The sequence below is a fragment of the Saccharopolyspora antibiotica genome, assembly GCF_047200635.1.
Lineage (GTDB): Bacteria > Actinomycetota > Actinomycetes > Mycobacteriales > Pseudonocardiaceae > Saccharopolyspora_C.
Map to the genome: position 1 here is coordinate 15,653 of NZ_JBJZOI010000007.1, position 25,236 is coordinate 40,888.

The 25,236-nt window shown below is 73.9% G+C and carries 19 protein-coding genes; 6 read left to right on the forward strand and 13 right to left on the reverse strand.

Annotated elements, in window-relative coordinates:
• Window positions 1-156: 156 nt before the first annotated feature.
• The gene (locus ACL03H_RS06855; protein WP_412810254.1) at window positions 157-885 is read left to right on the forward strand and encodes a hypothetical protein; all 729 of its coding nucleotides are present in this window, start codon (window positions 157-159) and stop codon (window positions 883-885) included.
• A 67-nt stretch (window positions 886-952) separates the two neighbouring features.
• On the opposite strand, the gene ACL03H_RS06860 is transcribed toward ACL03H_RS06855, so the two are convergent.
• The 5 genes from ACL03H_RS06860 to ACL03H_RS06880 all read right to left on the reverse strand — a co-directional run bounded on the left by ACL03H_RS06860 (window position 953) and on the right by ACL03H_RS06880 (window position 9,199).
• The gene (locus tag ACL03H_RS06860; RefSeq protein WP_412810255.1) at window positions 953-2,212 is read right to left on the reverse strand and encodes a DNA polymerase III subunit delta'; all 1,260 of its coding nucleotides are present in this window, start codon (window positions 2,210-2,212) and stop codon (window positions 953-955) included.
• Window positions 2,213-2,294: 82 nt separating this feature from the next.
• Window positions 2,295-5,225 carry a type I DNA topoisomerase gene (topA, locus tag ACL03H_RS06865; RefSeq protein WP_412810256.1) on the reverse strand — a complete coding sequence of 977 codons (2,931 nt, stop codon included), beginning with the start codon at window positions 5,223-5,225 and terminating at the stop codon, window positions 2,295-2,297.
• A 190-nt stretch (window positions 5,226-5,415) separates the two neighbouring features.
• The gene (locus ACL03H_RS06870; RefSeq protein ID WP_412810257.1) at window positions 5,416-6,000 is read right to left on the reverse strand and encodes a hypothetical protein; all 585 of its coding nucleotides are present in this window, start codon (window positions 5,998-6,000) and stop codon (window positions 5,416-5,418) included.
• Between the two features lie 76 nt (window positions 6,001-6,076).
• A complete protein-coding gene (locus ACL03H_RS06875; RefSeq protein WP_412810258.1) occupies window positions 6,077-6,733 on the reverse strand; it encodes a hypothetical protein in 657 nt (218 codons plus the stop codon).
• Between the two features lie 153 nt (window positions 6,734-6,886).
• Entirely contained in the window at window positions 6,887-9,199 is a 2,313-nt protein-coding gene (locus ACL03H_RS06880) for a sodium-translocating pyrophosphatase (protein ID WP_412810443.1), read from the reverse strand.
• 545 nt (window positions 9,200-9,744) lie between these two features.
• Between ACL03H_RS06880 and ACL03H_RS06885 the strand changes: the two genes are divergently transcribed.
• Window positions 9,745-12,102, forward strand: coding sequence for a DEAD/DEAH box helicase (locus tag ACL03H_RS06885; RefSeq protein WP_412810259.1), 2,358 nt, complete (start codon window positions 9,745-9,747; stop codon window positions 12,100-12,102).
• A 133-nt stretch (window positions 12,103-12,235) separates the two neighbouring features.
• Here the strand turns inward: ACL03H_RS06885 and ACL03H_RS06890 are convergent, their stop codons facing one another.
• From ACL03H_RS06890 to ssd, 8 genes are all read right to left on the reverse strand, one after another.
• On the reverse strand, window positions 12,236-12,952 hold the full coding sequence (locus tag ACL03H_RS06890) for a bifunctional DNA primase/polymerase (RefSeq protein WP_412810260.1): 717 nt from the start codon (window positions 12,950-12,952) through the stop codon (window positions 12,236-12,238).
• A gap of 300 nt (window positions 12,953-13,252) precedes the next feature.
• A complete protein-coding gene (locus tag ACL03H_RS06895; RefSeq protein ID WP_412810261.1) occupies window positions 13,253-13,660 on the reverse strand; it encodes an Rv3654c family TadE-like protein in 408 nt (135 codons plus the stop codon).
• Complete coding sequence (locus ACL03H_RS06900; RefSeq protein ID WP_412810262.1) at window positions 13,657-14,190, reverse strand: TadE family type IV pilus minor pilin; 534 nt, start codon at window positions 14,188-14,190, stop codon at window positions 13,657-13,659. Before ACL03H_RS06900 ends, ACL03H_RS06895 begins: the two co-directional genes overlap by 4 nt.
• The gene (locus ACL03H_RS06905; RefSeq protein ID WP_412810263.1) at window positions 14,187-14,459 is read right to left on the reverse strand and encodes a DUF4244 domain-containing protein; all 273 of its coding nucleotides are present in this window, start codon (window positions 14,457-14,459) and stop codon (window positions 14,187-14,189) included. The genes ACL03H_RS06900 and ACL03H_RS06905 overlap by 4 nt, the downstream gene beginning before the upstream one ends.
• Before the next feature lie 126 nt (window positions 14,460-14,585).
• On the reverse strand, window positions 14,586-15,287 hold the full coding sequence (locus ACL03H_RS06910) for a type II secretion system F family protein (RefSeq protein ID WP_412810264.1): 702 nt from the start codon (window positions 15,285-15,287) through the stop codon (window positions 14,586-14,588).
• On the reverse strand, window positions 15,284-16,093 hold the full coding sequence (locus ACL03H_RS06915; RefSeq protein ID WP_412810265.1) for a type II secretion system F family protein: 810 nt from the start codon (window positions 16,091-16,093) through the stop codon (window positions 15,284-15,286). Before ACL03H_RS06915 ends, ACL03H_RS06910 begins: the two co-directional genes overlap by 4 nt.
• Window positions 16,087-17,256, reverse strand: a complete 1,170-nt coding sequence (locus ACL03H_RS06920) for a TadA family conjugal transfer-associated ATPase (protein ID WP_412810266.1) — start codon at window positions 17,254-17,256, stop codon at window positions 16,087-16,089. The genes ACL03H_RS06915 and ACL03H_RS06920 overlap by 7 nt, the downstream gene beginning before the upstream one ends.
• Entirely contained in the window at window positions 17,241-18,362 is a 1,122-nt protein-coding gene (gene ssd / locus ACL03H_RS06925; RefSeq protein WP_412810267.1) for a septum site-determining protein Ssd, read from the reverse strand. Before ssd ends, ACL03H_RS06920 begins: the two co-directional genes overlap by 16 nt.
• A 699-nt stretch (window positions 18,363-19,061) precedes the next feature.
• Here ssd and ACL03H_RS06930 point away from each other — a divergent pair.
• The 4 genes from ACL03H_RS06930 (at window position 19,062) to ACL03H_RS06945 (ending at window position 25,228) form a co-directional block, all read left to right on the forward strand.
• Complete coding sequence (locus ACL03H_RS06930) at window positions 19,062-19,901, forward strand: HAD family hydrolase (RefSeq protein ID WP_412810268.1); 840 nt, start codon at window positions 19,062-19,064, stop codon at window positions 19,899-19,901.
• Window positions 19,902-20,393: 492 nt separating this feature from the next.
• A complete protein-coding gene (locus ACL03H_RS06935; RefSeq protein WP_412810269.1) occupies window positions 20,394-22,196 on the forward strand; it encodes a glycoside hydrolase family 3 protein in 1,803 nt (600 codons plus the stop codon).
• Between the two features lie 4 nt (window positions 22,197-22,200).
• Window positions 22,201-23,448 (forward strand): exo-beta-N-acetylmuramidase NamZ family protein, encoded by a 1,248-nt coding sequence (locus ACL03H_RS06940; RefSeq protein WP_412810270.1) that lies wholly within the window; start codon window positions 22,201-22,203, stop codon window positions 23,446-23,448.
• A gap of 31 nt (window positions 23,449-23,479) precedes the next feature.
• Entirely contained in the window at window positions 23,480-25,228 is a 1,749-nt protein-coding gene (locus tag ACL03H_RS06945) for a serine hydrolase domain-containing protein (RefSeq protein ID WP_412810271.1), read from the forward strand.
• Window positions 25,229-25,236 lie beyond the last annotated feature (8 nt).

Here is a 25,236-nt window from a genome sequence, read left to right on the forward strand (position 1 = left end):
TTTCTTGATCACTCGAAAGGGGAGTCACCGGCCGATTCGCACACGGCCGGTCGACATTCCTCGGCCGCTGTGATCGCTGATTAGTGGCCGCCTCCGGCTCCGTACGCTGCGACCTCTGGCGCACAGGTGAGGGCCTGTGCAGAGAGGAGCAAGGCGATGAAGAGCAGCCTCACCGCGGCCGCCGTCGTGCTGGCGGGCGCCGGCGCAGTCGGTTTCGCCGGCGCCGCCCACGCAGCCCCGCAGTTCCCGGCGGACATCCCCGTCGACAACGGCCTCGCGCAGACGGCGTTCCACGGCGCCGGGACCCTGCACGGCGTGCAGCAGACCGTGGGCGAGGTCGTCCGCGCCCCCGAGTCGCTGGCGACCCAGGCCCAGACAGCCGGGCGCAGCGGCGGCCCCGTCGGCGACGCGCTGCAGGACCTGACCGAGGCGCACACCCACCCGGTCAACACCCAGGGCGCCACCATCCCGCTCGGCGGCGTCGTTCCCGCGGGCCAGGCCCGCTCCGGTGCCACCCCCGTCGACGGGCTCGCGCAGTCCTCCGCGGTGCGCGACATCGGCGACGTCATCGACAGCACCGGCAACACCGTGCTCGACTTCGTGAACCAGCTCCCCCCGGAGGCGTTCAACCAGAACACCTCGGCCGAGAACGGTCAGCCCGGCAAGCCCGGCACCGGCGGCCAGAACGGGTCCGACGGGCAGCCCGGAGGCAACTCCTCCGCGCTCGGCACCCCGACCACCAAGCCCACCACCGCGGGCACCCCCAAGGGCGGCCTGCTCGACCTGAGCAACGCGGGCGGCGCGGTCGGCGCCCCGCTGGCCCAGGGGCTCGCGGGCACGCCGCTGGCCGGCCTCACCGGCCTGGAGTCCAGCGGCGGCAACTGAGCCCGCGCGCAGCACGGCCCCCGCGCTCCGAGAGGAGGGTGCGGGGGCCTTTCCGTTCCAGGCCGGGTCAGCCCTGGTGCAGGGTCGCGATCATCGCTTCCACCGCGATGATCGGCTTCACGTTCTGGGTGAGGGCGGTGCGGCATTCCAGCACCGCCTCCAGCCGCCGCAGCGTCGACTCCGCGGTCCACTGGGCGGCGGCCTTCGCGATGTCCGGGGCGTGGTCCGGTTGGTTCAGCGACGCGGCCGATCCCGACCGGGAGACCAGCACGTCCCGGTAGAACCCGGCGAGGTCCACCAGGGCCAGGTCCAGCGCGTCCCGCTGCGAGCGGGTCGCGCGGGACTTCTGCCGCTTCTCCAGCTCCTTGAGCGCCGCGTTCGCCCCGCGCGTCGCCGACGCGGTGCCCTTGCCGGTCCCGCCCGCGCCCATCGCGGTGCGCAGCTCGTCCTTCTCCGCCTCGTCCTTGTCCTCGTTGGCCGCGGTCGCCTCCGTCTCGGAGGACTTCACCAGGCCGCTGGCCGCGGTGAACACGTCGGCGAACCGGCGCAGCCCCACCGGGATGCTCAGGACCTCGGCCCGCCGCTCCCGCGCCGTCGGGTCCGTGGCCAGCCTTCGGGCTCGCCCGATGTGCCCGCCGCAGACCGAGGCGGCCCAGCGCGCGGTCTCCTCGTCCACGTCGTCGCGCTCCCGCAGCACCTCGGCGATGGCGCCGCTCAACGGGGTGCGGAGCTGCATCGCCCGGCACCGCGAGCGGATGGTCACCGGCACGTCCTCCGGGTGGTCCGAAGGCGCGCACAGCAGGAAGACCGTGCGGTCCGGCGGTTCCTCCACCGCCTTGAGCAACGCGTTCGCCGCGCCTTCGGTGAGCCGGTCCGAGTCCTCGATCAGCACCACGCGCCACTGGCCCGTGGTGGGGCGCCGCGCGGCGGCCTGCACCAGGGCGCGCATCTCCCGCACCGAGATCGTCAGGCCCTCCGGCACCACCACGCGCACGTCGGCGTGCGTGCCCGCCAGGACCGTCCGGCAGGCGGAGCACCGGCCGCAACCGGGCACCTCGCCGGGATCCGCGCACTGCAGCGCCGCCGCGAACGCGCGGGCGGCCACGGAGCGGCCCGAGCCGGGCGGACCGGTGAACAGCCAGGCGTGCGTCATCGCCCCCGCCGGTGCCGGCTCGTCCCGCACCTGGAGGTGCGCGGCCTGCGCGGCGGCGAGCAGCACGCGGACGGCGTCGGGCTGGCCGACGATGTCCGCCCACACCCCGGTGGCCGGGGGGATCTCGCCCTCGACCGGATCCGGGGACAGCTCGGTCACGCCGGGATGCGCCATCACGTCACCTCCGAGCCGGGGGCGGCACCGTCATCCGCACTGTACGAGCACGCACCGACACCGGATCAGCGGGTCGAGCCGATCACGCACCGCCGGTGGAGGAGGTGCTGCGGGTCGACGAGGAGCGGGAACCGCTCGCCCGCGAGGAGGGGCTCTTCGACTTCGAGGACGTCGTCTTGGAGCTGGTGCTCTTGCCCGCCGAGCTCTTCGCGGTGCCCGTCTTGGCCGTGGTGGACTTGCTCCCCGACTTCGACGCTGCGGTCTTCGACGTGGCGGTCTTCGACGTTCCCGACTTCGACGTGGAGGCCTTCGCGGTGGTGCTCTTGGAACCGGACTTCGCCGGCGCCTTCTTCTTCGCCGGTGCCTTCGCCCGGCGCTCCGCGATGAGCTCGACGGCCCGGTCCATCGTCAGGGACTCGACCTCATCGCCCTTGCGCAGCGAGGCGTTCGTCTCGCCGTCGGTGACGTAGGGCCCGAACCGGCCGTCCTTGATCACCAGCGGCTTGCCGGTGTCCGGCTCCTCGCCGAGCTCGCGCAGCGGCGGGGCGGCGGCCCGGCGGCCGCGCTGCTTGGGCTGGGCGTAGATCTTCAGCGCCTCGTCCAGGGTGATCGTGAAGATCTGCTCCTCGGTCTCCAGCGACCGCGAATCCGTCCCGCGCTTGAGGTACGGGCCGTACCGGCCGTTCTGCGCGGTGATCTCCTCGCCCGACTCCGGGTCCTGGCCCACCGCGCGCGGCAGCGAGAGCAGCTTGAGGGCGTCGTCGATGGTCACGGTGTCCAGCGACATCGACTTGAGCAGGCTGCCGGTGCGTGGCTTCGACTTGTCGCCCTCGGGCAGCACCTCGGTGACGTACGGGCCGAAGCGGCCCTCCTTGGCCAGCACCTCGTGGCCGGTCTCGGGATCGGTCCCGAGGCTGCGGCCCTCCATCGGCGTCGCGAACAGCTTCTCCGCGATCTCCGCACTGAGCTCGTCCGGCGGCAGGTCGTCGGGCAGGTTCGCGCGCTGCGACTCCTCCGCGCCCAGCGGTCGCTCCAGGTAGGGGCCGTAGCGCCCCACCCGCACGTAGACGGTGCGGCCCTCGTCGTCGGTGAACATCGGGATCGAGTTCACCTCGCGCGCGTCGATCTGCTCGACGCTGGAACCGACGAGCTTCTTGAGCCCGCCCGCGCGGCCGATCGAGTCGCCGGGGCCGACCTCGCCGCCGAAGTAGAAGCCCGACAGCCACTTGGTGCGCTGCTGGCGCCCCTCCGCGATGCGGTCCAGCTCGTCCTCCAGCGCGGCCGTGAAGTCGTAGTCGACCAGCCGACCGAAGTGCTGCTCCATCAACCCGACCACGGCGAAGGCCACCCAGGACGGGACCAGCGCCGAGCCCTTCTTCCAGACGTAGCCGCGCTCCTGCACGGTGCTGATGATCGAGGCGTAGGTGGACGGGCGGCCGATGCCCAGCTCCTCCAGCGCCTTCACCAGGCTCGCCTCGGTGTAGCGGGCGGGCGGGTTGGTGCTGTGGCCGTCCGGCTCCAGCTCGGCGGCGGTGATCTCCTGGCCCTGGGAGAGCCGCGGCAGCCGCGACTCGGCGTCATCGGCGACGCCACCCGCCTCGGAGTCCACCGACTCCACGTAGGCCTTGAGGAACCCGGCGAAGGTGATGGTGCGGCCGGAGGAGGCGAACGTGCACTCCTCGCCGGAGGCGGCGGTGCCGGTGATGCGGACCGACAGGGTGGTGCCCTTGGCGTCCGCCATCTGCGAGGCGATGGTGCGCTGCCAGATCAGCTCGTAGAGCTTGAACCCGTCGGTGTCCAGCTCGGCCGCGACCTGCCCCGGGGTGCGGAAGCTCTCACCCGCCGGGCGGATCGCCTCGTGCGCCTCCTGCGCGTTCTTGACCTTGCGGTTGTACTGGCGGGGCTGCGGGGACAGGTGGCTGTCGCCGTAGAGCTCCCTGGCCTGGTTGCGAGCCGCGCTGATCGCCGTCTCGGACAGCGTCGTCGAGTCGGTTCGCATGTAGGTGATGTAGCCGTTCTCGTACAGCCGCTGCGCCGTGCGCATCGTGCGGTCCGCCGAGAAGCGCAGCTTGCGGCTCGCCTCCTGCTGGAGGGTCGAGGTCATGAACGGCGGGTACGGCTTCCGCGTGTAGGGCTTCTCCTCGACGCTCGACACGCTGAGGCGGGCGTCGGTGAGCCCGGTGGCCAGGCGGCGCGCCTGCTGCTCGTCGAGCGGCCGCGCGTCGGCGTTCTTCAGCCTGCCGTCCGGGCCGAAGTCCCGGCCGGTAGCGATCTTCGCACCGTCCACGGTGACCAGGCGGGCGCCGAAGCGCGGCGGCTCAGCGGCGGAGCCCGCGTCCATCGTCGCGGAGATGTCCCAGTAGGAGGCGGGGACGAACTTGATGCGCTCCCGCTCCCGCTCTACCACGATCCGGGTGGCCACCGACTGCACGCGGCCCGCCGAGAGCTTCGGCATGACCTTCTTCCACAGCACCGGGCTGACCTCGTAGCCGTAGAGGCGGTCCAGGATGCGGCGGGTCTCCTGCGCGTCGACGAGGTCCTGGTCCAGGTCGCGGGGGTTCGCGGCGGCGGCCTGGATCGCGGACTCAGTGATCTCGTGGAACACCATCCGCCGGACCGGGACCTTCGGCTTCAGCGTCTCCATCAGGTGCCAGGCGATCGCCTCGCCCTCGCGGTCGCCGTCCGTGGCGAGGTAGAGCTCGTCGACCTCCTTCAGCGCGTCCTTGAGCTCGCTGACGGTGGCCTTCTTGTCCGCGGTGACCAGGTAGAGCGGCTCGAAGTCGTTCTCGACGTCCACGCCCAAGCGCGCCCAGGACTGCCCCTTGTACTTGGCGGGCACGTCGGCCGCGCCGCGCGGCAGGTCGCGGATGTGCCCTCGCGAGGACTCCACCACGAAGTTGGAGCCCAGGTACGAGGCGATCTTGCGGGCCTTGGCCGGGGACTCGACGATGACCAACCGCCGGCGCCCGGAGCCCGTCCCGCCGTTCTGCTTCGCCCGTGTCGACCCAGCCACGCTTACCTGCTCTCTTCTCGCGGAGGCGTCCGATCCGCCAGTGTGCACCGCACAGCACCCCGGGTACCGCACCCAGGGACGCACAGCGTGGCACACAACACGCCTGCGCTCGCGTCTTCCGTCCCGTACGAACGTATCGGGTGGCGGTGGTGTTCCATTGCGTGACCTGCCGTGACCTGTGGCGTGCTCCTCAGGAGACCAGCGGCCACGTTCGCTCGATCGCACCATCGGGTGTCGGGCCGACGAGTTCGGCGAGGCGTTCGATCCGGCGCTTGCCCACCACCCGCAGCGCCGGTCCGCCCGAGCGCGCTCCCCCGCACCGCGCGGGCAGTCCGGCCCTGGCCAGCGCGGCCGCCAGGGGTGCGTGCGTGCCCGGGGCGTGCGGGTCCAGCCCGAGCAGGTAACCGCCCGGCACCGGTCGCCCCGCCGCCAGCGCCCACAACCGCAGCGCCGCGCCGTGCGGCGCGAAGTCCGCGGGCACCGACTTCACCGCGCCGCGCAGCCACTGCCCGGCCAGTCCGGTCAGGTCGGCGCGGAACGCGGTGCGGACCAGCGGATGCCCCTCCTCGGAGCGGCCGAGCTCGGCGTCCACCCCGCGCTCGGCGCACGCGCGCACCAGCGACCGGGCCCGCCAGTCGTCGGCGACGACGACGGACAGCCTGGCGGCGGTCCCGCGCCCGAATCCGACGGCCTGGCCCTGGCCGCACAGCAACCCCGCGAGGTCGGCCACCCTGGGATGGCGCGCTTCGGCGGAGAAGAAGGACAGCTGGTCCACGATGCGTGATCGTAGAACGCCCGTTCGAGCTTGACCAGGCCTTCCGCCCGGTCGAGCGATCGATCCCGGCGCCCGGTCAGCCCGGGGGCTGCTGCGCGGGCGGCTGTTGCTGCTGTTGCTGCTGCTGTTCGGCGGCGGAGGCGGTCAGCTCCTGGCACTGCGGTGCCTGACCGGCGGCCGCGTTGAGCTCCTGGTTCTGGGAGAACTCCGCGAACTGGGCGCTGAAGTCGAGCTGCTGGCCCTTGTGCAGCTCCTCCTGCACCCCGGTCATGCCCCTGGTGAACGCCTGCTGGTCGGAGGTGTCGACCTGCTCGGCCTTGCCCTTCGCCGTGGTCAGGATGTCGCGGATCTGGGTGAAGCCGTCGACGAAGGTCCCGGCGACCTGGTCGCCGCCCCGGATCGGCGAGGGGCCGATCCGCTCCAGGCCCGTCACCGCCTCGTTCGCGGCGGCCTCGGCCGCGGTCATCTGCGCGACCGAGGTGGCCTTGAAGGTGTCGGTGTTGGTCTTGTCCACGGGAGGCGCCTGCTGCTGCGAGGTGGAGAAGCCGCCGACGAGCCCGCACAGCTTCCCGGCCCAGGCCACCCCTTCCGGGCTCGCCTGCGCGCCCGGCGGCTGCTGTTGCTCCTGCGGCGGCTCCGGGGCGGGCTGTGCCGGGGGCTCCGACTGGGAGCAGCCGGCCAGCGCCAGCGGGACGGCGGCGAGCACCGCGACGGACGTCGAACGGATATCCATGCGCTTTCCCTCGATCGGTTCACCGTGCTCCCCGACTCTCCCGCACCGGCGCCGCGCCGCCCGGAGCCGGGGCCCCGCGCTCCCGATCGACCCAGCGCACGGGAGAGGGGCGCCCGACGGTGCCAGACGCCCCTCTCCACGACGGGACCGCGCTCAGGTCGCGCCGTTGACCATCTTGTCGTCGTCGGCGGCGGGCGCGTCCGCGATCGCCGTGCCGCGGCGCTTGGACAGCACGACGGCGCCCACCACCACGGCGGCGGCGGCGACCGCGATCGCGATCCGCACCGCGTCCGAGACCGAATCGCCCACGGACAACGTGACCACCGCGGGAGCGATCAGCACCGAGACCAGGTTCATCACCTTGAGCAGCGGGTTGATCGCCGGACCGGCGGTGTCCTTGAACGGGTCGCCGACCGTGTCACCGATGACCGTCGCCGCGTGCGAGTCGGAGCCCTTGCCACCGTGGTGACCGTCCTCGACCAGCTTCTTGGAGTTGTCCCAGGCACCGCCGGAGTTGGCCAGGAAGATCGCCATCAGCGTTCCCGTGGCGATCGCACCGGCCAGGTAACCGGCCAGCGGTCCCACGCCCAGGCCGAAGCCCACCGAGATCGGCGCCAGCACCGCCAGCAGACCCGGCGTGGCCAGCTCCCGCAGCGAGTCGCGGGTGCAGATGTCCACGACGCGGTGGTACTCGGGCCGGGTGGAGCCGTCCATGATCCCCGGGTTCTGCTTGAACTGCCGCCGCACCTCGTAGACCACGGCACCGGCGGCGCGGGACACGGCGTTGATCGCCAGCCCGGAGAACAGGAACACCACCGCGGCCCCGATCACGATGCCGACCAGCACGTTCGGCGCGAACACCTGGTAGGACACCGCGCTGATCTCCTGGCCGACCGCGCGAGCCGCCTGCACGATCGCGTCCTGGTAGGCGCCGAACAGCGCGGTCGCGGCCAGCACGGCGGTCGCGATCGCGATGCCCTTGGTGATCGCCTTCGTGGTGTTGCCGACGGCGTCGAGCTCGGTGAGGATCTTCGCGCCCTCGCCCTCGAACTCGCCGGACATCTCCGCGATGCCCTGCGCGTTGTCGGCGACCGGGCCGAAGGTGTCCATCGCCACGATCACGCCCACAGTGGTCAGCAGGCCGCAGCCCGCCAGCGCGATCGCGAACAGCGCCACCGTCAGGGTCCCCGACAGCAGGAACGCCCCGAACACGGCGGCACCGATCACCAGCGCGGTGTAGACCGCCGACTCGAACCCGACCGACAACCCGGTGAGGATCACCGTGGCCGCGCCGGTCAGCGAGGACTTGCCGACGTCCTGCACCGGGCGGTGCTCGGTCGCGGTGAAGTAACCGGTCAGCTTCAGGATGACCGCCGCGAGCAGGATGCCGATGAGCACCGCGACCAGCGCGATGAGCGCGGGGTTGCCGCCGCCCCTGGCGACCTCGGCCGGTACCCCGGCCAGCTCGGTGAAGGAGCTCGGCAGGTACAGCAGCGCGGCCACCGCGCACAGCACTGCGGAAATGCCCGCCGAGATGAAGAAGGAGCGGTTGATCGCGGTCAGCGCGCTCTCCCCGGCCCTGGCCTTCGTGATGTAGACGCCGATCACCGCGGTCACCACGCCGATCGCGGGCACGATCAGCGGGAACAGCAGGCCCTTGAGCCCGAACGCGGCGGTGCCCAGGATCAGCGAGGCCACCAGGGTCACCGCGTAGGACTCGAACAGGTCCGCCGCCATGCCCGCGCAGTCACCGACGTTGTCGCCCACGTTGTCGGCGATGGTCGCGGCGTTGCGCGGGTCGTCCTCCGGGATGTCCTGCTCGACCTTGCCGACCAGGTCCGCGCCCACGTCGGCGGCCTTGGTGAAGATGCCGCCGCCGACCCGCATGAACATGGCCAGCAGCGCGGCCCCGAAGCCGAACCCCTCCAGCACCCGGGGCGCGTCGCCCGCGTAGACCGCCACCACCAGGGCGGCGCCGAACAGGCCCAGGCCCACGGTCGTCATCCCGACGACACCGCCGGTGCGGAAGGCGACCCGCATCGCCTTCTCGCGGCCCGCGCCCGGGTCGTTCGAGGCGGCCGCGACCCGCACGTTCGCCCGGGTGGACAACCACATGCCGAGGTAGCCGATGGCGGCGGAGAACGCCGCGCCGAACAGGAAGAAGATCGATCGTCCGATGCGCTCCGCGGTGCTGTTCGCGGGGAGCAGGAACAGCACCAGGAACACGACGACGGCGAAGCCGCTGAGCGTCCGGAACTGCCTGTTCAGGTACGCGGCGGCGCCCTCCTGCACCGCCTGCGAGATCTGCTGCATCTTGGGCGAGCCCTGGCCGGCCGCCAGCACCTCCTTGATCAGCACGTAGCCGAAGGCCAGCGCCGCCAGGGCGATGACCATGACCACGCCGACCACGGCGTAGTCGGAGCCGCTGAGCTCGAAGGCGCCGGGAGCGTTCTCGGCGAGGTCCATCACGCGCGTCGAGCTCGGTGGTGCAGCGCCCTGGGCGACCCAGCCGGGCTGGACCGGGGACAGCAGGGACATCCGTCCTCCTCGGGTGTGGCTCGGTGGCACGCCGGAGGGGCGGTGGTGCGTCCACTCCGACGCTCGGTGCGGCCTCGCCCGGGGCCGGCCGACAGGGGCCGTCAGCGGGCGGAGTCGTGGCCGCGAAGTCTATTCAGGCCTGACGTGTCTTACTTCACGATGTGATACGCACCTCGTCGCGACGTGCTGGTTTGTTATGGAGTGATCGATCCAGTCCGGACTTGATCACCCGTTCGGACACACTTCAATGTGGACCGAACGGGTGAGGTCGTGTATCGCGTGTCGTTCGCCGGATCGATTCGGGCGTGTCGCGCTCGGGCGACCGGCCCCGCTGGGGCCCACCCCACACCCGGAAGCCGGCCGGACCCGGCCGCCACGGCCCCGTGGCGACCGAGTCCACTCGAACGAGATCACCGGCGGATCCGAACGGGCGCGCAGCCGTGCGCCGGAAGCGCTGTGCGAGGCTCGACGTCGTGAACTCGGCGCGCGGGAAGCGGAAGAGCAGCGGGAAGCGGCTGCTGGACCGGGTGCTGGCCGGGGTCCCGGCGGAGGAATCGCCGCTGCGGCACGTCGAACAGCTGCCCGACCGCCCGGCCCGGCACGCGGACTGGCCGGGCTGGGCGCCCGGAGAGCTGGTGGACGCGCTGCGCAGCCGCGGTGCGGACCGGCCCTGGGCGCACCAGGCCGAGGGCGCGGCGGCGGCGTGGGCCGGCGAGCACGTGGTGGCGGCGACCGGCACCGCCTCCGGCAAGTCGATGATCTACCAGTTGCCGGTGCTCTCCCGGCTGCTCGCCGACGACCGCGCCACCGCGCTGTACCTCTCCCCCACCAAGGCGCTGGGCGCCGACCAGTTGCGGGCGATCACCGAGCTCGGGCTCGACGGGGTGCGCGCCGCCTCCTACGACGGCGACACCCCGCGCGGGGAGCGGGACTGGGTGCGGGCGCACGCGCGCTGGGTGTTCACGAACCCGGACATGCTGCACCTCGGCGTGCTGGCGCAGCACGCGCGCTGGGCGCGGTTCTTCCGCAACCTCGCCTACGTGGTGGTCGACGAATGCCACACCTATCGCGGGGTGTTCGGCTCGCACGTGGCGCTGCTGCTGCGACGGCTGCGGCGGATCGCCCGGCACTACGGTGCGGAACCGGTGTTCGTGCTCGCCTCGGCCACGGTCTCGGACGCGGGCGCGCTCGGCGACCAGCTGATCGGCGCCCCGTGCCGGGCGGTCACCGAGGACTGCTCGCCGCGCGGCGCGCGCACCGTCGTGCTGTGGGAACCGCCGCTGCTGCCGGAGCTCGCCGGGGAGAACGACGCCCCGGTGCGCCGCTCGGCCGGGGCGGAGACGGCCCGGATCTTGACCGAACTGGTCGTCGAGGGCGCCCGCACGCTGGCGTTCATCCGCTCCCGGCGGGGCACCGAGCTCGCGGCGCTCAGCGCGCGGCGAGCGCTGTCCGAAGTGGACGACGAGCTGGTGGGCAAGGTCGCCGCCTACCGGGGCGGGTACCTCCCGGAGGACCGGCGGAAGCTGGAGCGCTCGCTGCTGACCGGCGAACTGCTGGCGGTGGCCGCGACCAACGCGCTGGAGCTGGGCGTGGACATCGCGGGCCTGGACGCGGTGGTGGTGGCCGGGTACCCCGGCACCCTGGCCTCGTTCTGGCAGCAGGCGGGGCGGGCCGGGCGGGACGGCGCGGACGCGCTCGTGATCTTCGTGGCCCGGGACGACCCGCTGGACACCTACCTGGTGCACCACCCGCCCGCCGTGCTGGACCGCCCGGTGGAGGCGACGGTGCTGGACCCGGCGAACCCGTACGTCCTCGAACCGCACCTGGCGTGCGCGGCCGCCGAGCTGCCGCTGGACGAGGCGGCGTTCGAGGTCTTCGGGGGAACGCCCGCGCGGGCGGCGACCGAGGCGCTGACGGACGCCGGGGTGCTGCGGCGACGACCCCGCGGCTGGTACTGGACCTCGCACGAGCGGCCGCACCGGGAGGTGGAGCTGCGCGGCTCCAGCGGCCAGCAGGTCGCGGTGGTGGAGGGGGATTCGGGACGGCTGCTGGGAACAGCGGATCCGGAGACGGCGTGCGCCACGGTGCACCCGGGGGCCGTCCACCTGCACCAGGGCCAGTCGTTCGTGGTCGACGAGCTCGACCTGGACGCGGGGATCGCGCTGGTGCACGCGGAGAACCCGGACTGGACGACCTCACCGCGCGAGCTGGTGGACATCGCGGTGCTGCGCACCGAGCAGGAGCTGCATCCGGCGTCGGGAGTGGCGGTCTGCCTGGGGGAGGTCGAGGTGACCTCGCAGGTGGTCGGCTACCTCCGCACGCTGCCTTCGGGTCAGGTGCTGGACCAGGTGCCGCTGGAGCTGCCGCCGCGGACGCTGGTGACCAGGGCGGTCTGGTACACGATCTCGGACGACCTGCTCACCGGCAACGCGCCGGGGGGCGCCGGGTTGGACCCGGCGCGCATCCCCGGCGCGCTGCACGCCGCCGAGCACGCGGCGATCGGCCTGCTCCCGCTGTTCGCGACCTGCGACCGGTGGGACATCGGTGGTGTCTCCACTGCCCTGCACGAACACACGGGTCGGGCCACTGTGTTCGTGCACGACGGTCACCCCGGGGGAGCCGGCTTCGCCGACCGCGGCTTCGCCGCGTTGTTCCCCTGGCTGGCCGCGACGCGGGAGGCGATCGTCTCCTGCGACTGCCCGGCGGGTTGCCCGTCCTGCGTCCAGTCGCCGAAGTGCGGGAACGGCAACGAACCGCTGGACAAGGCGGGGGCGGTGACTGTTCTCGACGTGCTGTCGACCGCGCACGGGGGAGTCTCCGGGCCGGGCTAGGGGCTGGCGGCGGATCGGGTGAGCGAGGGGGTTCGCCGGTCCCGCTCGCTCCCGCCACCGTCCCCCATCGGGGGTGCCCGCTGGACGGGTCGGGCGTCCAGTGCCAGGCGACTCGGTTCGCGGTCGAGGCGGGCTAGTTGCCCGCGACGACGAGTTCGGCCACGTCTGGGACGGCGTCGGCACCTGCGCGGAGGGCCTCGCCGATGATCTCCGGGGACGGCAGCCGCCATCCGCAGACCTCCGGCTTGACCCGCCAGTGCACGACTCCGTGGTGGAAGGTGCTGGGGGGAACCGGCAGCCAGCTGCCGGTGCTGTGCCTGCGGACCGCGCCCGCCGCGATGAGCTCGGGGCACACCGCGCTGGCGGAGCCGCCCTGGGCGAGGAAGTACCAGCGCGCGTCGGGGGTCGCCACGATCGGCGCCGGAGCACCCAGCGCCCGCAGCGCCCGCGCGGCGCGCCTGCCCAGTTCGGCGCCGGTCTCCAACGCCTCGACCTGGTCGCCGGTGGCGACGAGCAGGCTGTAGGGCTGCTCGGCCCACCAGTCGGCGACCTGGCGGACACCGGCACCGAGCCGGTCCTGCCAGTCCGCGTGAACGGGAACGGGGTGCGAGGTCCCGTTCGACCGCTCGATCCCGGATTCGGACCAGGCGGGGGCACCCGCCTCGTACCCGGTCGGATAGGTGCCGGGCAGCACCGACCAACCGCGGGAGGCGAGCTCGATGGCCTGCACCCGCAGCTCGATCCGGAAGGCGTTGGCCCATCCGGTGACACTGGCCTCCACAGCAGCACCGGCCCCTCCGGGGGCGATCGCCCCGGGAGCGCTGGGCCGCCTGTCCGCTGACCAGTCCATCACTTCTCCTCACTCAACCGTGGCGAAAGCTTTCGCACCGTGCCGATCGCTGCCCCGCGACCGTTCACCTGAGACCGACCACGATGTCGGGGTCTCCTGCTCGCTTCCGCACTTTCCAATCAACGTCATCCCCCCCACCCCCGTACACCCCCCATGTCGACGACCGGTCGCTCAGCGGCGACGAGCGTGCGGGGGCTGAGAGGGGCGCTGATATGCCGGAGTGCCGCCAGCGGCCCGGCGAGTGCCGATCATCGGACGCTCGACCGCGGAGCCGGACCGCTCAGCGCGGCCGAGCGACGCTCAGCGCGCCACCGGGCCAGCCCTGGCTCGGCCGGTGACCTGCGGAGAAAGCACTCCCGGACCGCTCGGCGCGCGCACCGCGACGACGATCCGGGCGTCGGTGCCGTCCAACGCGCAGTCGATCACCCGGGCCCGCATCGCTTCGGCCACCTGGACCGCGGTGCCGCAGGCGGGCCCGCGGCCCTGCGGAACGCGGGCCGCGGCGGCGAGCGCCGCGAGATCGGCGGCGCCCTCCGCCCGGTGCCGGGCCAGCATGACCGATCCGAGGGAGATGCCGAAACCCGCGAGCGCGACCAGTCCGAGGATCAGCACGGCGGCGAGCGCGGTCGCGGCACCGCCGTCGGAGGGCCCGGCCTCCCGCGCGGGGGCGGGCGCGCGCCTGAGCGCGCCCGCCGCACCACCGGTCACGGCTCCGCCGCCGCGCCACCCGGTACCCCGGATCCTGGTCCCGAGCCCCCGGAGCCGGGATCGTCGGAGCCGGGATCGTCGTCCTCCGGAGCGGGAGCCCCGGAGACCGGTACCTCCGGCGCGGGGGGTTCCGGCTCAGGGGCTTCCGGTTCCAGCGCCGCCGCCGCGCGGCTGCTCCGCCAGTGCTCGGGCAGCAGCCCGGCGCCCGGTGGTGCCGTGACCTCGGCGATGGCGAGGCCGTCCTCGACCGTCAGCACCAGCTCGGCCCCGGCCGGGGCCAAGCCGTTCACCGCGGTCCGCGCCCCGTCGTGGTCTCCGCGCGCCGCGAGGCGAGCCGCCTCCACAGCGGCGTCGGTGCAGCGAAGCTGGCTCAGCAGCACGCCCATCGCGGACAGCACCAGGAGGAACACCGCCACCACCGCCCCGATGCCCAGCGCGGCCTCCACCGTCACCGCACCGCGATCGCGGCCCGCCCCGACGCGGGTGCCGAGCGACCGGCGGAGGCCGCGGGCGAGCCGTGCCGCGCTCATTCGACACCGCTCCGCAACGCGCGCTCGACCAGCGAGGTGAGCGCCTGGGTGACCGAATCGCCGGTGAGCACCACGTAGAGCAGGCCCGCGAACGCCGCGGCGGCCACCGTCCCGATCGCGTACTCGGCGGTGCTCATGCCCCCGTCACCTCGCAGCAGGGCGCGCCACCGACGTCGGGCGAGCTCATCTGCCGTCGCGAGCCAGCGCAGCGGCCCCCCGTCGCAGGTGCTGATCGTCCACACCACCGACTTCACCGTCCGGACAACCATGATCCTCTCCTTCCGCTCGCCGGTCCGATGACCGGCTCCTGTCCGCCGGAGCAGCTCCGGCCGTCTCGTGCGCCGTCCGCGCGACGCACCCTTCTGCCCGCAGTGGACTTCTCGGTTCCGCGCCCGTCAGGGCATCGGGAGCCGCTGCACCATGCCGACCACCACCGGGAGCACTCCCAGTGCCAGGAAGGCGGGCAGGAAGCAGAGCCCCAGCGGGGCCGCCACCCACACCGCCGCCCGCTGCGCGCGCGCCTGCGCCCGGTCCGCCAGCTCCGCCCTGGACCCGGCGGCGAGTTCGGTGGCGGCCTCGGCCAGCGCGCTGCCGGTGCGGGCGGTGCGCCGAGCCGCCCGGCCCAGCTCGGCGGTGGCCGGGTGGCGCAAGGCCGGTTCCCAGGCCGCGACCGGATCCGCCCCGAGCTCCAGGAGCCCGGCGACCTCGCGCAACGCGGCGCCCGCGCTGCCGGTGAACTCGGCCGCCACCGCGCGCACCAGCACCACCGGGGGCAGCCCGGCACGCATTCCGGCGGCGAGCAGGTCCCAACCGGCGGCGGGCACCAGCGGGTCGACCGGCTCCGGGCCGTCCCGAGCCCGCGACCACCAGCACGTCGCCGCCGCGACCAGGAGCCCCAGGAGCGGACCGCCGAGCAGCGCGCCCAGCGCTCCCCCGGCGACCGCCGCCGCGATCGGGACCCACGGACCGCCGAGCCGCTCGCGCAGCGCTGCCGAGCGGGCCGGACCGTCACGGCCCCGGGGCATCCGGGACCGGGCGGGGCAGACGGGCAGCACGAGCAACCCCACCGCGCCCAGTGCCGCCGCGAGCGCGCTCACGACCGCACCACCGAACCGGTCAGCCGGACCGTCCACACCACGCCCGCGCAGAGCAGACCGACCCCTGCGACCAGCAGCCCCTGCCCGATCAACCCGCTCGCCAGGACCGCGAGCGGGGCCGCTCCGGACAACTGCCCGAGCGCTAGACCGAGCAGGGGCAGACAGACGAGCACCACCGCCGTCGAACGCGGACCGGCCAGCTTCGCCTCGACGTCCCGGGCGAAGGCCACCCGGTGCTCCAGATCGCGGCGCACCGAGTCGAGCAGTTCCGCAAGTGCGACGCCGTGCCGCTCGGCCAGTCCCCAGACCCGTCCGGCGCGGGCCAAGGGGTCCTCCGCTCCGCGCGCGGCTGGAGCGGCTGCCGCGCGCAGCACCGCGGAGGCGTCCCCTCCGAGCCGGGCGGTGGCGGCCACGTCGCGGAAGAGCCCCGCGACCATCGGATCGGCCTCGGCCGCGACCCCCTCCGCCGCGACGGCCGGGTGCGACCCCGCTCGCAACTCCGCGACGAGCAGCCGGAGGCCGCCCGCCAGCGCGGCCGAGCGGGCCAGCCGGTGCCGCTCGGCACCGCGCCCGCGCCACCACCAGAGCGCGAGCGCCGCCACCGCCGCAGCGGCCAGCACCCCGCCCGGGCCGGCGGCCAGCCCGCCGAGCAGGACCGCTCCCCCGGCCGCGAGCGGCGGCACCGCGACCCGCGACCAGGGCCCGGAGCGCCCCGTCGCGCCCGGCCGGAGCCCGGCGAGCCGAGATCCCGCGCACCGGTCCGGCCAGCTCAGCAGGGCCAGCGCGGGCAGCACCCAGATCAGCACGGGAACGCACCTCCTCGCTCCCGCAGCAGGGCCAGCAGGTCCGGGCGGCCCTCTCCCCACCCGGTCTCGTGGTCCCAGGCGGGCACCACCCGCACCAAGTCGCGTTCGCGGCGCAGCACGCCGATCGCCGCCAGGAAGCGGCCGCGGCCCGTGGCTCGGCGGACGTGCAGCACGACCTGCACGGCCGCCGCCAGCTGGCTGTGCAGCGCCTGCCGGGAGAGCCCGCCGAGAGCGGCCAGCGCTTCCAACCGGGCCGGGACCTCGGCGGGGGAGTTCGCGTGCACGGTCCCGCCTCCCCCGTCGTGACCGGTGTTCAGCGCCGCCAGCAGCTGACAGACCTCGGCTCCGCGCACTTCACCGACGATCAGCCGGTCCGGACGCATCCGCAGCGCCTGCCGCACCAGGTCGCGCACCCGGATCTCGCCCGCTCCCTCGACGTTCGGCGGTCGGGTCAGCAACCGGACGACGTGCGGGTGGCCGGGGCGGAGCTCACCCGCCTCCTCGACGCAGACGATGCGCTCGGTTCGGGACACCTCACCGAGCAGTGCGGCGAGCAGCGTCGTCTTGCCCGCCCCGGTGCCGCCGGTGATCAGGAAGGCGAGCCGGCGGTGCACGACCTCCCGCAGCAGCGCGGCGATCTCCTCGTCGAAGGCTCCGAGCCGCCGCAGCGCGCCCAGGTCGTGCGAGGCGGGGCGCAGCACCCGCAGCGACAGGCAGGTCCCGCCAGCCGCGATCGGCGGCAGCACCGCGTGCAGGCGGACCGCCGCGCCCGCCTCCGCCCCGGGCAGCCAGGCGTCCACCCAGGGCTGCGCCTCGTCCAGGCGGCGGCCGGTGGCGACCGCGAGCCGCTGGGCGAGCCTGCGCACCCCGTCGTCGTCCGGGAACTCCACCGCGCACCGGCGCAACCCGTCACCCCGGTCGACCCACACCTGCTCGGGACCGGTCACCAGGACGTCGGTGACCCGCGGGTCGCGCAGCAGCGGTTCGAGCGCTCCCGCACCGAGGAACTCCTGCTGGAGCGCCCGCAGCGCGGCGAGCAGGTCTGCGTCGGCGACCAGGCCGCCGGACTCCTCGCGGACGGCCGCAGCGACGGCGGCCGGGTTGACCGGCGCTCCGCTGCCCGCGAGACGGCGGCGCACCCGGTCGATCAGCTCGGCGTGCACGACGCCACCACCCGTCCCGCACCGAGCTCGTCGAGCGCGGCGAGCACTTCACCGGAGACGCGGGCGATCGGGCCCCGGCTGCCGGAGCGCGTCCCGCAGAGGCCGCCCCGGTCGACCGCGGCGGTCAGCGCGGGTTGTGAGCGGAACGCCGCCAGCACGTCGACGCCCACGGCCCGCTCGACGTCGGTGACCGTCAACCCGCCGGGCGCCGGGCCGCGCACGACCGCCCGCACCGGGCCCGCCGCGTGGTCGGCCAGCCGCTCCACGACCCCGGCGGCGGCCGCGCAGGCCCGGACCTCCGCCGAGATCACCACGATCGCGAGGTCGGCGCGGCGCAGCACGGCGGCGGCCGGCTCGGACGGTTCGCGAGGCAGGTCGCAGATCACGGTCTCGCCCGCGCGCCGACCCGCGTCGAGCACGGCGGCGACCGAGGTGGCGGTCAGCCCCGCCCCTGGCCGGTCCCGGTCGCAGGACAACACGGTGAGCCGTCCAGCGCCGAGGCGGCGCCCGGGGAGCGCGGCGTGCAGGGCGGTCGCCGGAATGCGCCCGCCGCTGACGGTGAGCCCGGACCAGCGGAGCCCGGAAGTCCGTTCCACGCCGACGGTCAGGTCCAGCCCGCCACCCGCCGGGTCGCAGTCCAGCAGCAGCGCCCCCGCTCCACCGCGCGCGGCGTGGGCGGCGATCGCCGCCGCCAGCGTGGACGCCCCGGCACCGCCGGAGCCGCCGAGCACGGCCAGCACCCGGCCGTCGCCCGTCGGCTCGGGTGGCCCCTCGACCGCGTCGGTGAACAGCTCGACGAGCCGGAACTCCTGTTCCGGGAGCTCCAGCAGCGCGAACGCGCCGACCTCGAAGGCCGGTCGCCAACCCGGTTCGGCCTCGCCCCGGGTGAGCACCGCGACGCCGCGTCTTCGCGGGAATCCCGCGGCGAGCACCTCCGCGGTCGCGGGACCGTCGAGCAGCACGAGCGGGGCGTCCCGCCAGGCGGCTCCGACCGTCGCCGCGTCTTCGTGCCCGCGCACCTCGCAGCCGGCCACGGCGGCCAGCCGACCGACGTCCTCGGCGAGGGCGACGTCCCGGGTGATGAGCAGCGGTGCGGTCGTGGACATGCGTGGTCCCCGTTCCGTTCGGAGGGTTGTCGCGGGGGCTCCGAAACTCGATTCCGGTCGCTTTCCCGCTCGCCTTCCACCGTGCGGGAACGGCGGGCCCGCGTCGATCCCGCTCCGCAAATCTGTGGAGGAGACGACGACCTGTGGATAACTCGTCCCCCGGCTCAGTGAGATCGAAGGTGAGGATTTTCCGAAAACGAAGCCGTGGTCAGCGAAAATCGCACACACACGCCGCACCGGGAATGTCACGCGCCGGGCGCGGACAACGATGGGACCAGAGATCAGAACCACTCGATCCGGGGATATCCGAAGAAGTCCGGGAGATCCGAGCGGTTCCGGCAGCCGGGGGAGAACCCGCGAAATGCGCCGCGCACCGGACGGCCGCGCACCGGACCCCGGAAAGGAGACGACCCCCGTCAGGGGGGAGGGACGGGGGTCGTCTGAGTTCAGCTCCGGGGGGTCGAGCTGAACCCGTCCGGGACTCCCGGACCCCCTCACTGTAGCGCCCCACGACCCGCACACGCGCCCCGTCCATTAGGAGGAACGTCGGCCGCCGCACGCACGCGCGAAAACTCAGCGTGCAGGGCATCGCCATTCCGCGCACGCCTGAGCCACGATCACGGGGACCTCAGCGGATACCGAGGGTGACTGCTGCGATCGGCCCAGCGAGCAACCGTCCGGACACCCGCGCGGTTTCGTATGCTGTGCCCCGTGACAGCCCCCGCGAACCCCCCGGCCGCCGCCGAGCCCCGGACGGCAGCCTTCTTCGACCTGGACAAAACGGTCATCGCGAAATCGAGCACGCTCGCATTCAGCAGACCGTTCTTCCAAGAGGGCCTCATCAACCGGAGGGCTGTGCTCAAAAGCGCCTACGCCCAATTCGTCTTCATGCTGGCCGGGGCCGACGCCGACCAGATGGACCGGATGCGCGCGCACATCACCTCGCTGTGCGCCGGGTGGGACGTCGAGCAGGTCAACGCGATCGTCGAGGAAACCCTGCACGACATCGTGGACCCGCTGGTCTACAAGGAAGCCACCCAGCTCATCGCGGAGCACAAGGAGCAAGGGCACGACATCGTGGTCCTCTCCGCTTCTGGGCAAGAGGTCGTGGCTCCGATTTCCGCCCTGCTCGGGGCCACGCATTCCGCGGGAACGCGGATGGTGGTCGTCGACGGCAGGTACACCGGAGAGGTCGAGTTCTACTGCTCGGCGGAGAACAAGGCCGTCGCGGCCCGGGAACTCGCCGCAGAGCACGGTTACGACCTCGCCGCGTGCCACGCGTACTCGGACTCCGTGACCGATCTGCCGCTGCTGGAGACCGTGGGCCACCCGACGGCCGTGAACCCGGACCGCGGGCTGCGCAAGCAGGCCGCCCAGCGGGGCTGGCCCTCGCTGTCGTTCGAGCAGCCGATCTCGCTGCGCGCCCGGTTCCCCACCCCGTCCCGCGCGGCGGTCACCGCGGCGGGCGTCGGGGTGGGCGCCGTCGCCGCCGCCGGGGCCACCTGGTGGGGCCTGCGGCGCCTCCGCCGGGGCCGCTGATCGCCCCACGGATCGGGGATTGCCTCGGAGTGCGCCCGGGACTACAAAGGAAGTGCGGACCCTGGTTCGGCCAGGGGCGGTGCGGAGGAGAAGCACCGTCCACCCTGGACCGGGCTCCGTGCGCAAGGACGGAGCACCCACGCGCTGCCGCCACGTGAGGCCGGTCGTTCACGGGGTTGCGTACCGGGACGCCGGACGCCTAGCCCAGAAGTTACGACATTCGTGCACGCTTGGTAACCCGTCCTCCGACGCGAAAGGCGGCGTCCGCTCCGGCGGGCGCCGCCGTTCACGTGCGCGGGCCCCGGCGGCGGCCCCGATGCGCTGATCAGGCAGGTTTCCCGCGACCGGCCGCGGAGGACGTTGACCGGGCCCCGGCCGGTGGGTAGCTTCCGGACTCCAGTCACGATGTGGTGGACGACTTTCCACCCTCGCCCGCCGCCCCCGAACCGGCGCCCCACGGGGACCGTGGGCAACAGCCCCAGGAGGTCCCCCGTGGGCTCGACACGTTCCCGCCGGCTGACGGCGGTGCTCAGCGGCGCGGCGGCCGTGCTCGCCGTCGGCGGCGGGCTCTCCGCCGCGGGCGCTCAGGAACCGGACCCACCCGCCCTGCACAGCCAGGTCGCCCCCTCGGTCCGGGCCAAGGTCAGCTCGATGACGCTGGAGCAGAAGGTCGGACAGCTCTTCGTCACCTACGCCTACGGCCCCGGCGCGGACACCCCGCACCCGCAGAACCGGGCGGAGTTCGGCGTGGACACCCCGGCCCAGGTCGTGCAGCGCTACCACCTCGGCGGACTGATCCACTTCACCTGGACCGACAGCCTGCACGAGCCGAGGCAGCTCGCCGAGCTCTCCAACGGGGTGCAGCGCGCGGCGGTGGACTCCGGCGCCGGGATCCCGCTGCTGATCTCCACCGATCAGGAGCAGGGCCAGGTCACCCGGATCGGCGAGCCCGTGACGCAGCTCCCCGGGAACATGGCGCTGGGCGCCGGCCGCAGCCCGCAGGGCGCGGAGCTGTCCGCGCGGATCACCGGCGAGGAACTGCGCGCGATGGGCCTGAACCAGAACTTCGCGCCCAGCGGCGACGTGAACGTGAACCCCGCGAACCCGGTGATCGGGGTGCGCTCCTTCTCCTCCGACCCGCGGCTGGCCGCGGAGCTGTCGGCGGCGGCCGTGCGCGGCTACCAGGCTCCGGGCGCGGCTGGCGTCTCGGCGGCGACCAAGCACTTCCCGGGGCACGGCGACACCAACCAGGACAGCCACACCTCGCTGCCGGTCATCGAGCACACCCGCGAGCAGTGGGAGCGGCTGGACGCGCCCCCGTTCCGGGAGGCGATCGCCGCGGGCACCGACGCGATCATGAGCGCGCACATCGTGGTGCCGGAGCTGGACGACTCCGGCGAGCCCTCGACGCTGTCCCCGACCGTGCTCGGCGGGATGCTGCGCGACGAGCTCGGCTACCGGGGCGTGATCGTCACCGACTCGCTGCAGATGGACGGCGTGCGCTCCGCGCACCCGGACGCCGAGATCCCGGTGCTCGCGCTGCGGGCGGGCGCCGATCAGCTGCTCATGCCGCAGAACCTGCAGGTCGCGATCGACGGCGTGCTGGGCGCGGTGCGCTCGGGCGAGCTGACCGAGGATCGGATCGACGCCAGCGTCGAGCGGATCCTGGAGATGAAGCGCGAGCGGGGCGTGCTGGACGACCCGTTCGTCGACCCGGCGAACGTGGACCGGGTGGTCGGCAGCGCCGAGCACCGGGAGCAGGCGCAGCGGATCACCGATCGCAGCACCACGCTGCTGCGCAACGACGCGAACGAGCTGCCGCTGCGCGATCCGGGCCCGGTGCTCGTCACCGGAGCCGGGGACGAGGCCGCGACAGCGCTGGCCGAACGGGTGAAGGCGCGGGGCGCGGAAGCGACCGCGCTGCCCACCGGCACCGCCCCCACCCCGCAGCAGATCGGGCAGGCGGTGGACCGGGCGCGGGGCGGCACCGCGGTGGTGCTCACCAACGCGGCCTGGAACGAGACCAACGCGAGCCAGCGGGACCTGGTGCGCGAGCTGCACCGCTCGGGTGCGCGGGTGATCGCGGTCGCGGTGCGCGACCCCTACGACGCCGCGTACGTCGAGGAGGTGCCGACGTGGCTGGCGACGTACTCGGACAAGCCGGTGGCGATGGAATCGCTGGCGCGGGTGCTGTTCGGGGAGCAGGCCCCGGTCGGCAGGCTCCCGGTTCCGGTCCCCGACCCGGCTTCGCCCGGCGCGGAGCGCTTCCCGTTCGGCCACGGATTGAGCTGGTGACCCGATGCGGCTGAACCGACGGGGCTTCCTGGCCTCGACCGCGCTCTCGGCACCGCTGCTGGGCGCGAGCAGCGCCTGCGCGGCCGCGCCGGACGAGCCCGCCGCCGGGGCGCTGCGCACGGGTGCGGACGTGCTCGCCGCGGAGGACTGGCGGCGGCTGGCCGGACGCCGGCTCGGGGTGCTCACGAACCCGACGGGGGTGCTGGCCTCGCTGGAGCACGTGGTGGACGCGATGCACCGTTCCGGCGCGGTGGACATCGCCGCGGTGTTCGGGCCGGAGCACGGCTTCCGCGGGACCTCGCAGGCGGGCGGTTCCGAGGGGGACGTCACCGACCCCCGCACGGGGCTGCCGGTGTACGACGCCTACGGCGCGGACGTGCCGGGACTGGCGCGCATGTTCACCGAGGCCGGGGTGGAGCGGGTCGTGTTCGACATCGCCGACGTCGGAGCCCGCTTCTACACCTACATCTGGACGATGTACCAGGCGATGCGGGCGGCCGCGCGGGTCGGCGCGGAGTTCGTGGTGCTGGATCGCCCGAACCCGATCGGGGGCCAGCAGGTCGGCGGCCCGGTCCTGGAGCCCCAGTTCGCCTCCGGGGTGGGGTTGCTGCCGATCGCGCTGCAGCACGGGATGACCGCCGGCGAGCTGGCCCGGCTGTTCGACGCCGAGCACCTGGAGAACCCGCTGGGCGACCGGTTGTCGGTGGTGCGGGTCGAGGGCTGGCGCGGGCGCGGCGCGCAGCCCCCGGCGCCGTGGGTGCCGCCGAGCCCGAACATGCCGACCACGGACACCGCGATGCTCTACCCCGGAACCGGGCTGTTCGAGGGGACGGTGCTGTCCGAGGGGCGCGGCACGACGCGGCCGTTCGAGATCGTCGGCGCCCCCGGCATCGACTGGCGGTGGGCCGAGGAGCTGAACGCGGCCGGGCTGGACGGGGTGCGGTTCCGCGAGACCTACTTCGTGCCGACCTTCTCCAAGCACGCCGACGCGACCTGCGGCGGGGTGCAGGTGCACCGGGACGGGGCGCCGGACCCGGTGCTGGTGGCGATCACGATGCTGGTCACCGCGAAGCGGCTCTACCCGCGGGTCTTCGGCTGGCGCCCGGACGGGATGTTCGACAAGTTGACCGGAACGGACCGGGTCCGCTCCATGATCGACGCGGGGGCCGGGGCTGCGGAGATCACCGGTTCGTGGCGCGCCGAGCTCGCCAGCTTCCGCCGCAGCAGGGGACGATTCCTGCTCTACCGCTGAGCAACGGGGACCGACGAGGGATGAGGTCGTGATGCGCAGGACGTTGACGGCGCTGCTCTTGGCATCGGTCGCCGTGGCTGGAGCGGGCCCCGCGTGCGCCTCCTCCCCCGCCGGGGCGGGCGGCCGCTTCGACCGACCGCAGGCGGGCTTCGCCGAACCGGACGCGGTGCTGCGGCCGGGCTCGCCCCGGGAGGCCGGGCTGGATCCGGCGCCGATCGACGCGGCGCTGCGGCGCGTCGCGGCGTGGACGGAGGTGACGCCGGGCCGGGAGCACCCGATGTACGCGGGGGCGGTGGCGCTGCTCGCGCACGACGGGGTGGTGGTGCGCCAGGACGCCTACGGCCACGAGGTGCGCTACGCGGACGGGCGGGGCACCGAGCTGCCCCCGGGCGAGCAGGAGCCGATGCGCCCGGACACGATCTTCGACGTCGCGTCGATCACGAAGCTGTTCACCTCGATCGCCGTGCTGCAGCAGGTCGAGGACGGCGACGTGGGGCTGGACGAACCGGTCGCGCGCTACCTGCCGGAGTTCGGGTCGCACGGCAAGGGATCGATCACCGTGCGCCAGCTGCTCACCCACACCTCGGGATTGCAGGCCGAGGTGCGGCTGTGGAAGCTGCCCCCGGAGGAGCGGATCCCGCACGTCATGGCGCTGACCCCGGAACACCCGCCGGGCACCTCGTACGAGTACTCCGACCCGAACATGATCACGCTGGGCGTGCTGGTCTCCCGCGTCGCCGGGGAGCCGCTGGACCAGGTCGTGCGACAGCGGATCACCGGGCCGCTGGGCATGGTGGACACCGGTTACAACCCGCCCGCCTCGAAGCGGCACCGGATCGCGGCCACCGAGTTCCAGGCGGATCCGCCGCGCGGCGTGGTGCGCGGCGAGGTGCACGACGAGAACGCCTGGTCGCTGGGCGGGGTCGCCGGGGAGGCGGGGATCTTCTCCACCGCGCACGACTTGGCGGTGCTGGGCCAGGCGCTGCTCAACGGCGGTGGCTACGGGGACGCGCGGCTGCTGGACGAGGACTCGGTGGAGCGGATGCTCACCGATTTCAACGGCGCCTTCCCCGGCAACGCGCACGGGCTGGGCTTCGAGCTGGACCAGCGCTGGTACATGGCCGGGCTGAGCGGTCCGGCCTCGGCGGGTCACACCGGCTACACCGGTACCTCGCTGGTGCTGGACCCGAGGTCGCGCTCGGTCGTGGTGCTGCTGACCAACCGGGTGCACCCCTCCCGCGAGTGGGGCTCGAACAACGAGGCGCGGCAAGCGATCGCGCAGGGGATGGCGGAGTCGATGGCGGTGCGCCCGTCGCGGGGCGCGCAGCAGTGGTCGGCGCCCGCGACCGCACCGGCGGAGCTGACGACCTGGGAGCTGGGTCCGGTCGCGGGGCCGGTGCAGGTCTCCTTCGACGCGTTCGTGGACACCCAGCGCGACGGCGACGGCGCCGATCCGCTGATCGTCGAGACCAGCGCGGACGGCGGCGCGTCCTGGCGGCCGGTGCGGGTCACCGCGCGCGGCGACGGCGCGCCGGAGGGCCCCCAGCAGGGCCTGGCGGGCGCCGGGCACCGGGCGTGGTGGGAGGTCGAGGGCTTCGCGGACGCGCGGCCGGGCGAGCGGCTGCTGCTGCGCTGGCGCTACGCGCCGGACGCGCGGTACACCGGCCGGGGCGTGCAGGTGGACGGGATCGAAGTCGCGGACCGCGACCGCACGCTGCTGGACGGGGAGCTCGAACCGGGCGCGTTCACCGCCGAGGGCTGGCGTCTCACCGAGCGCTGATCCGCGGC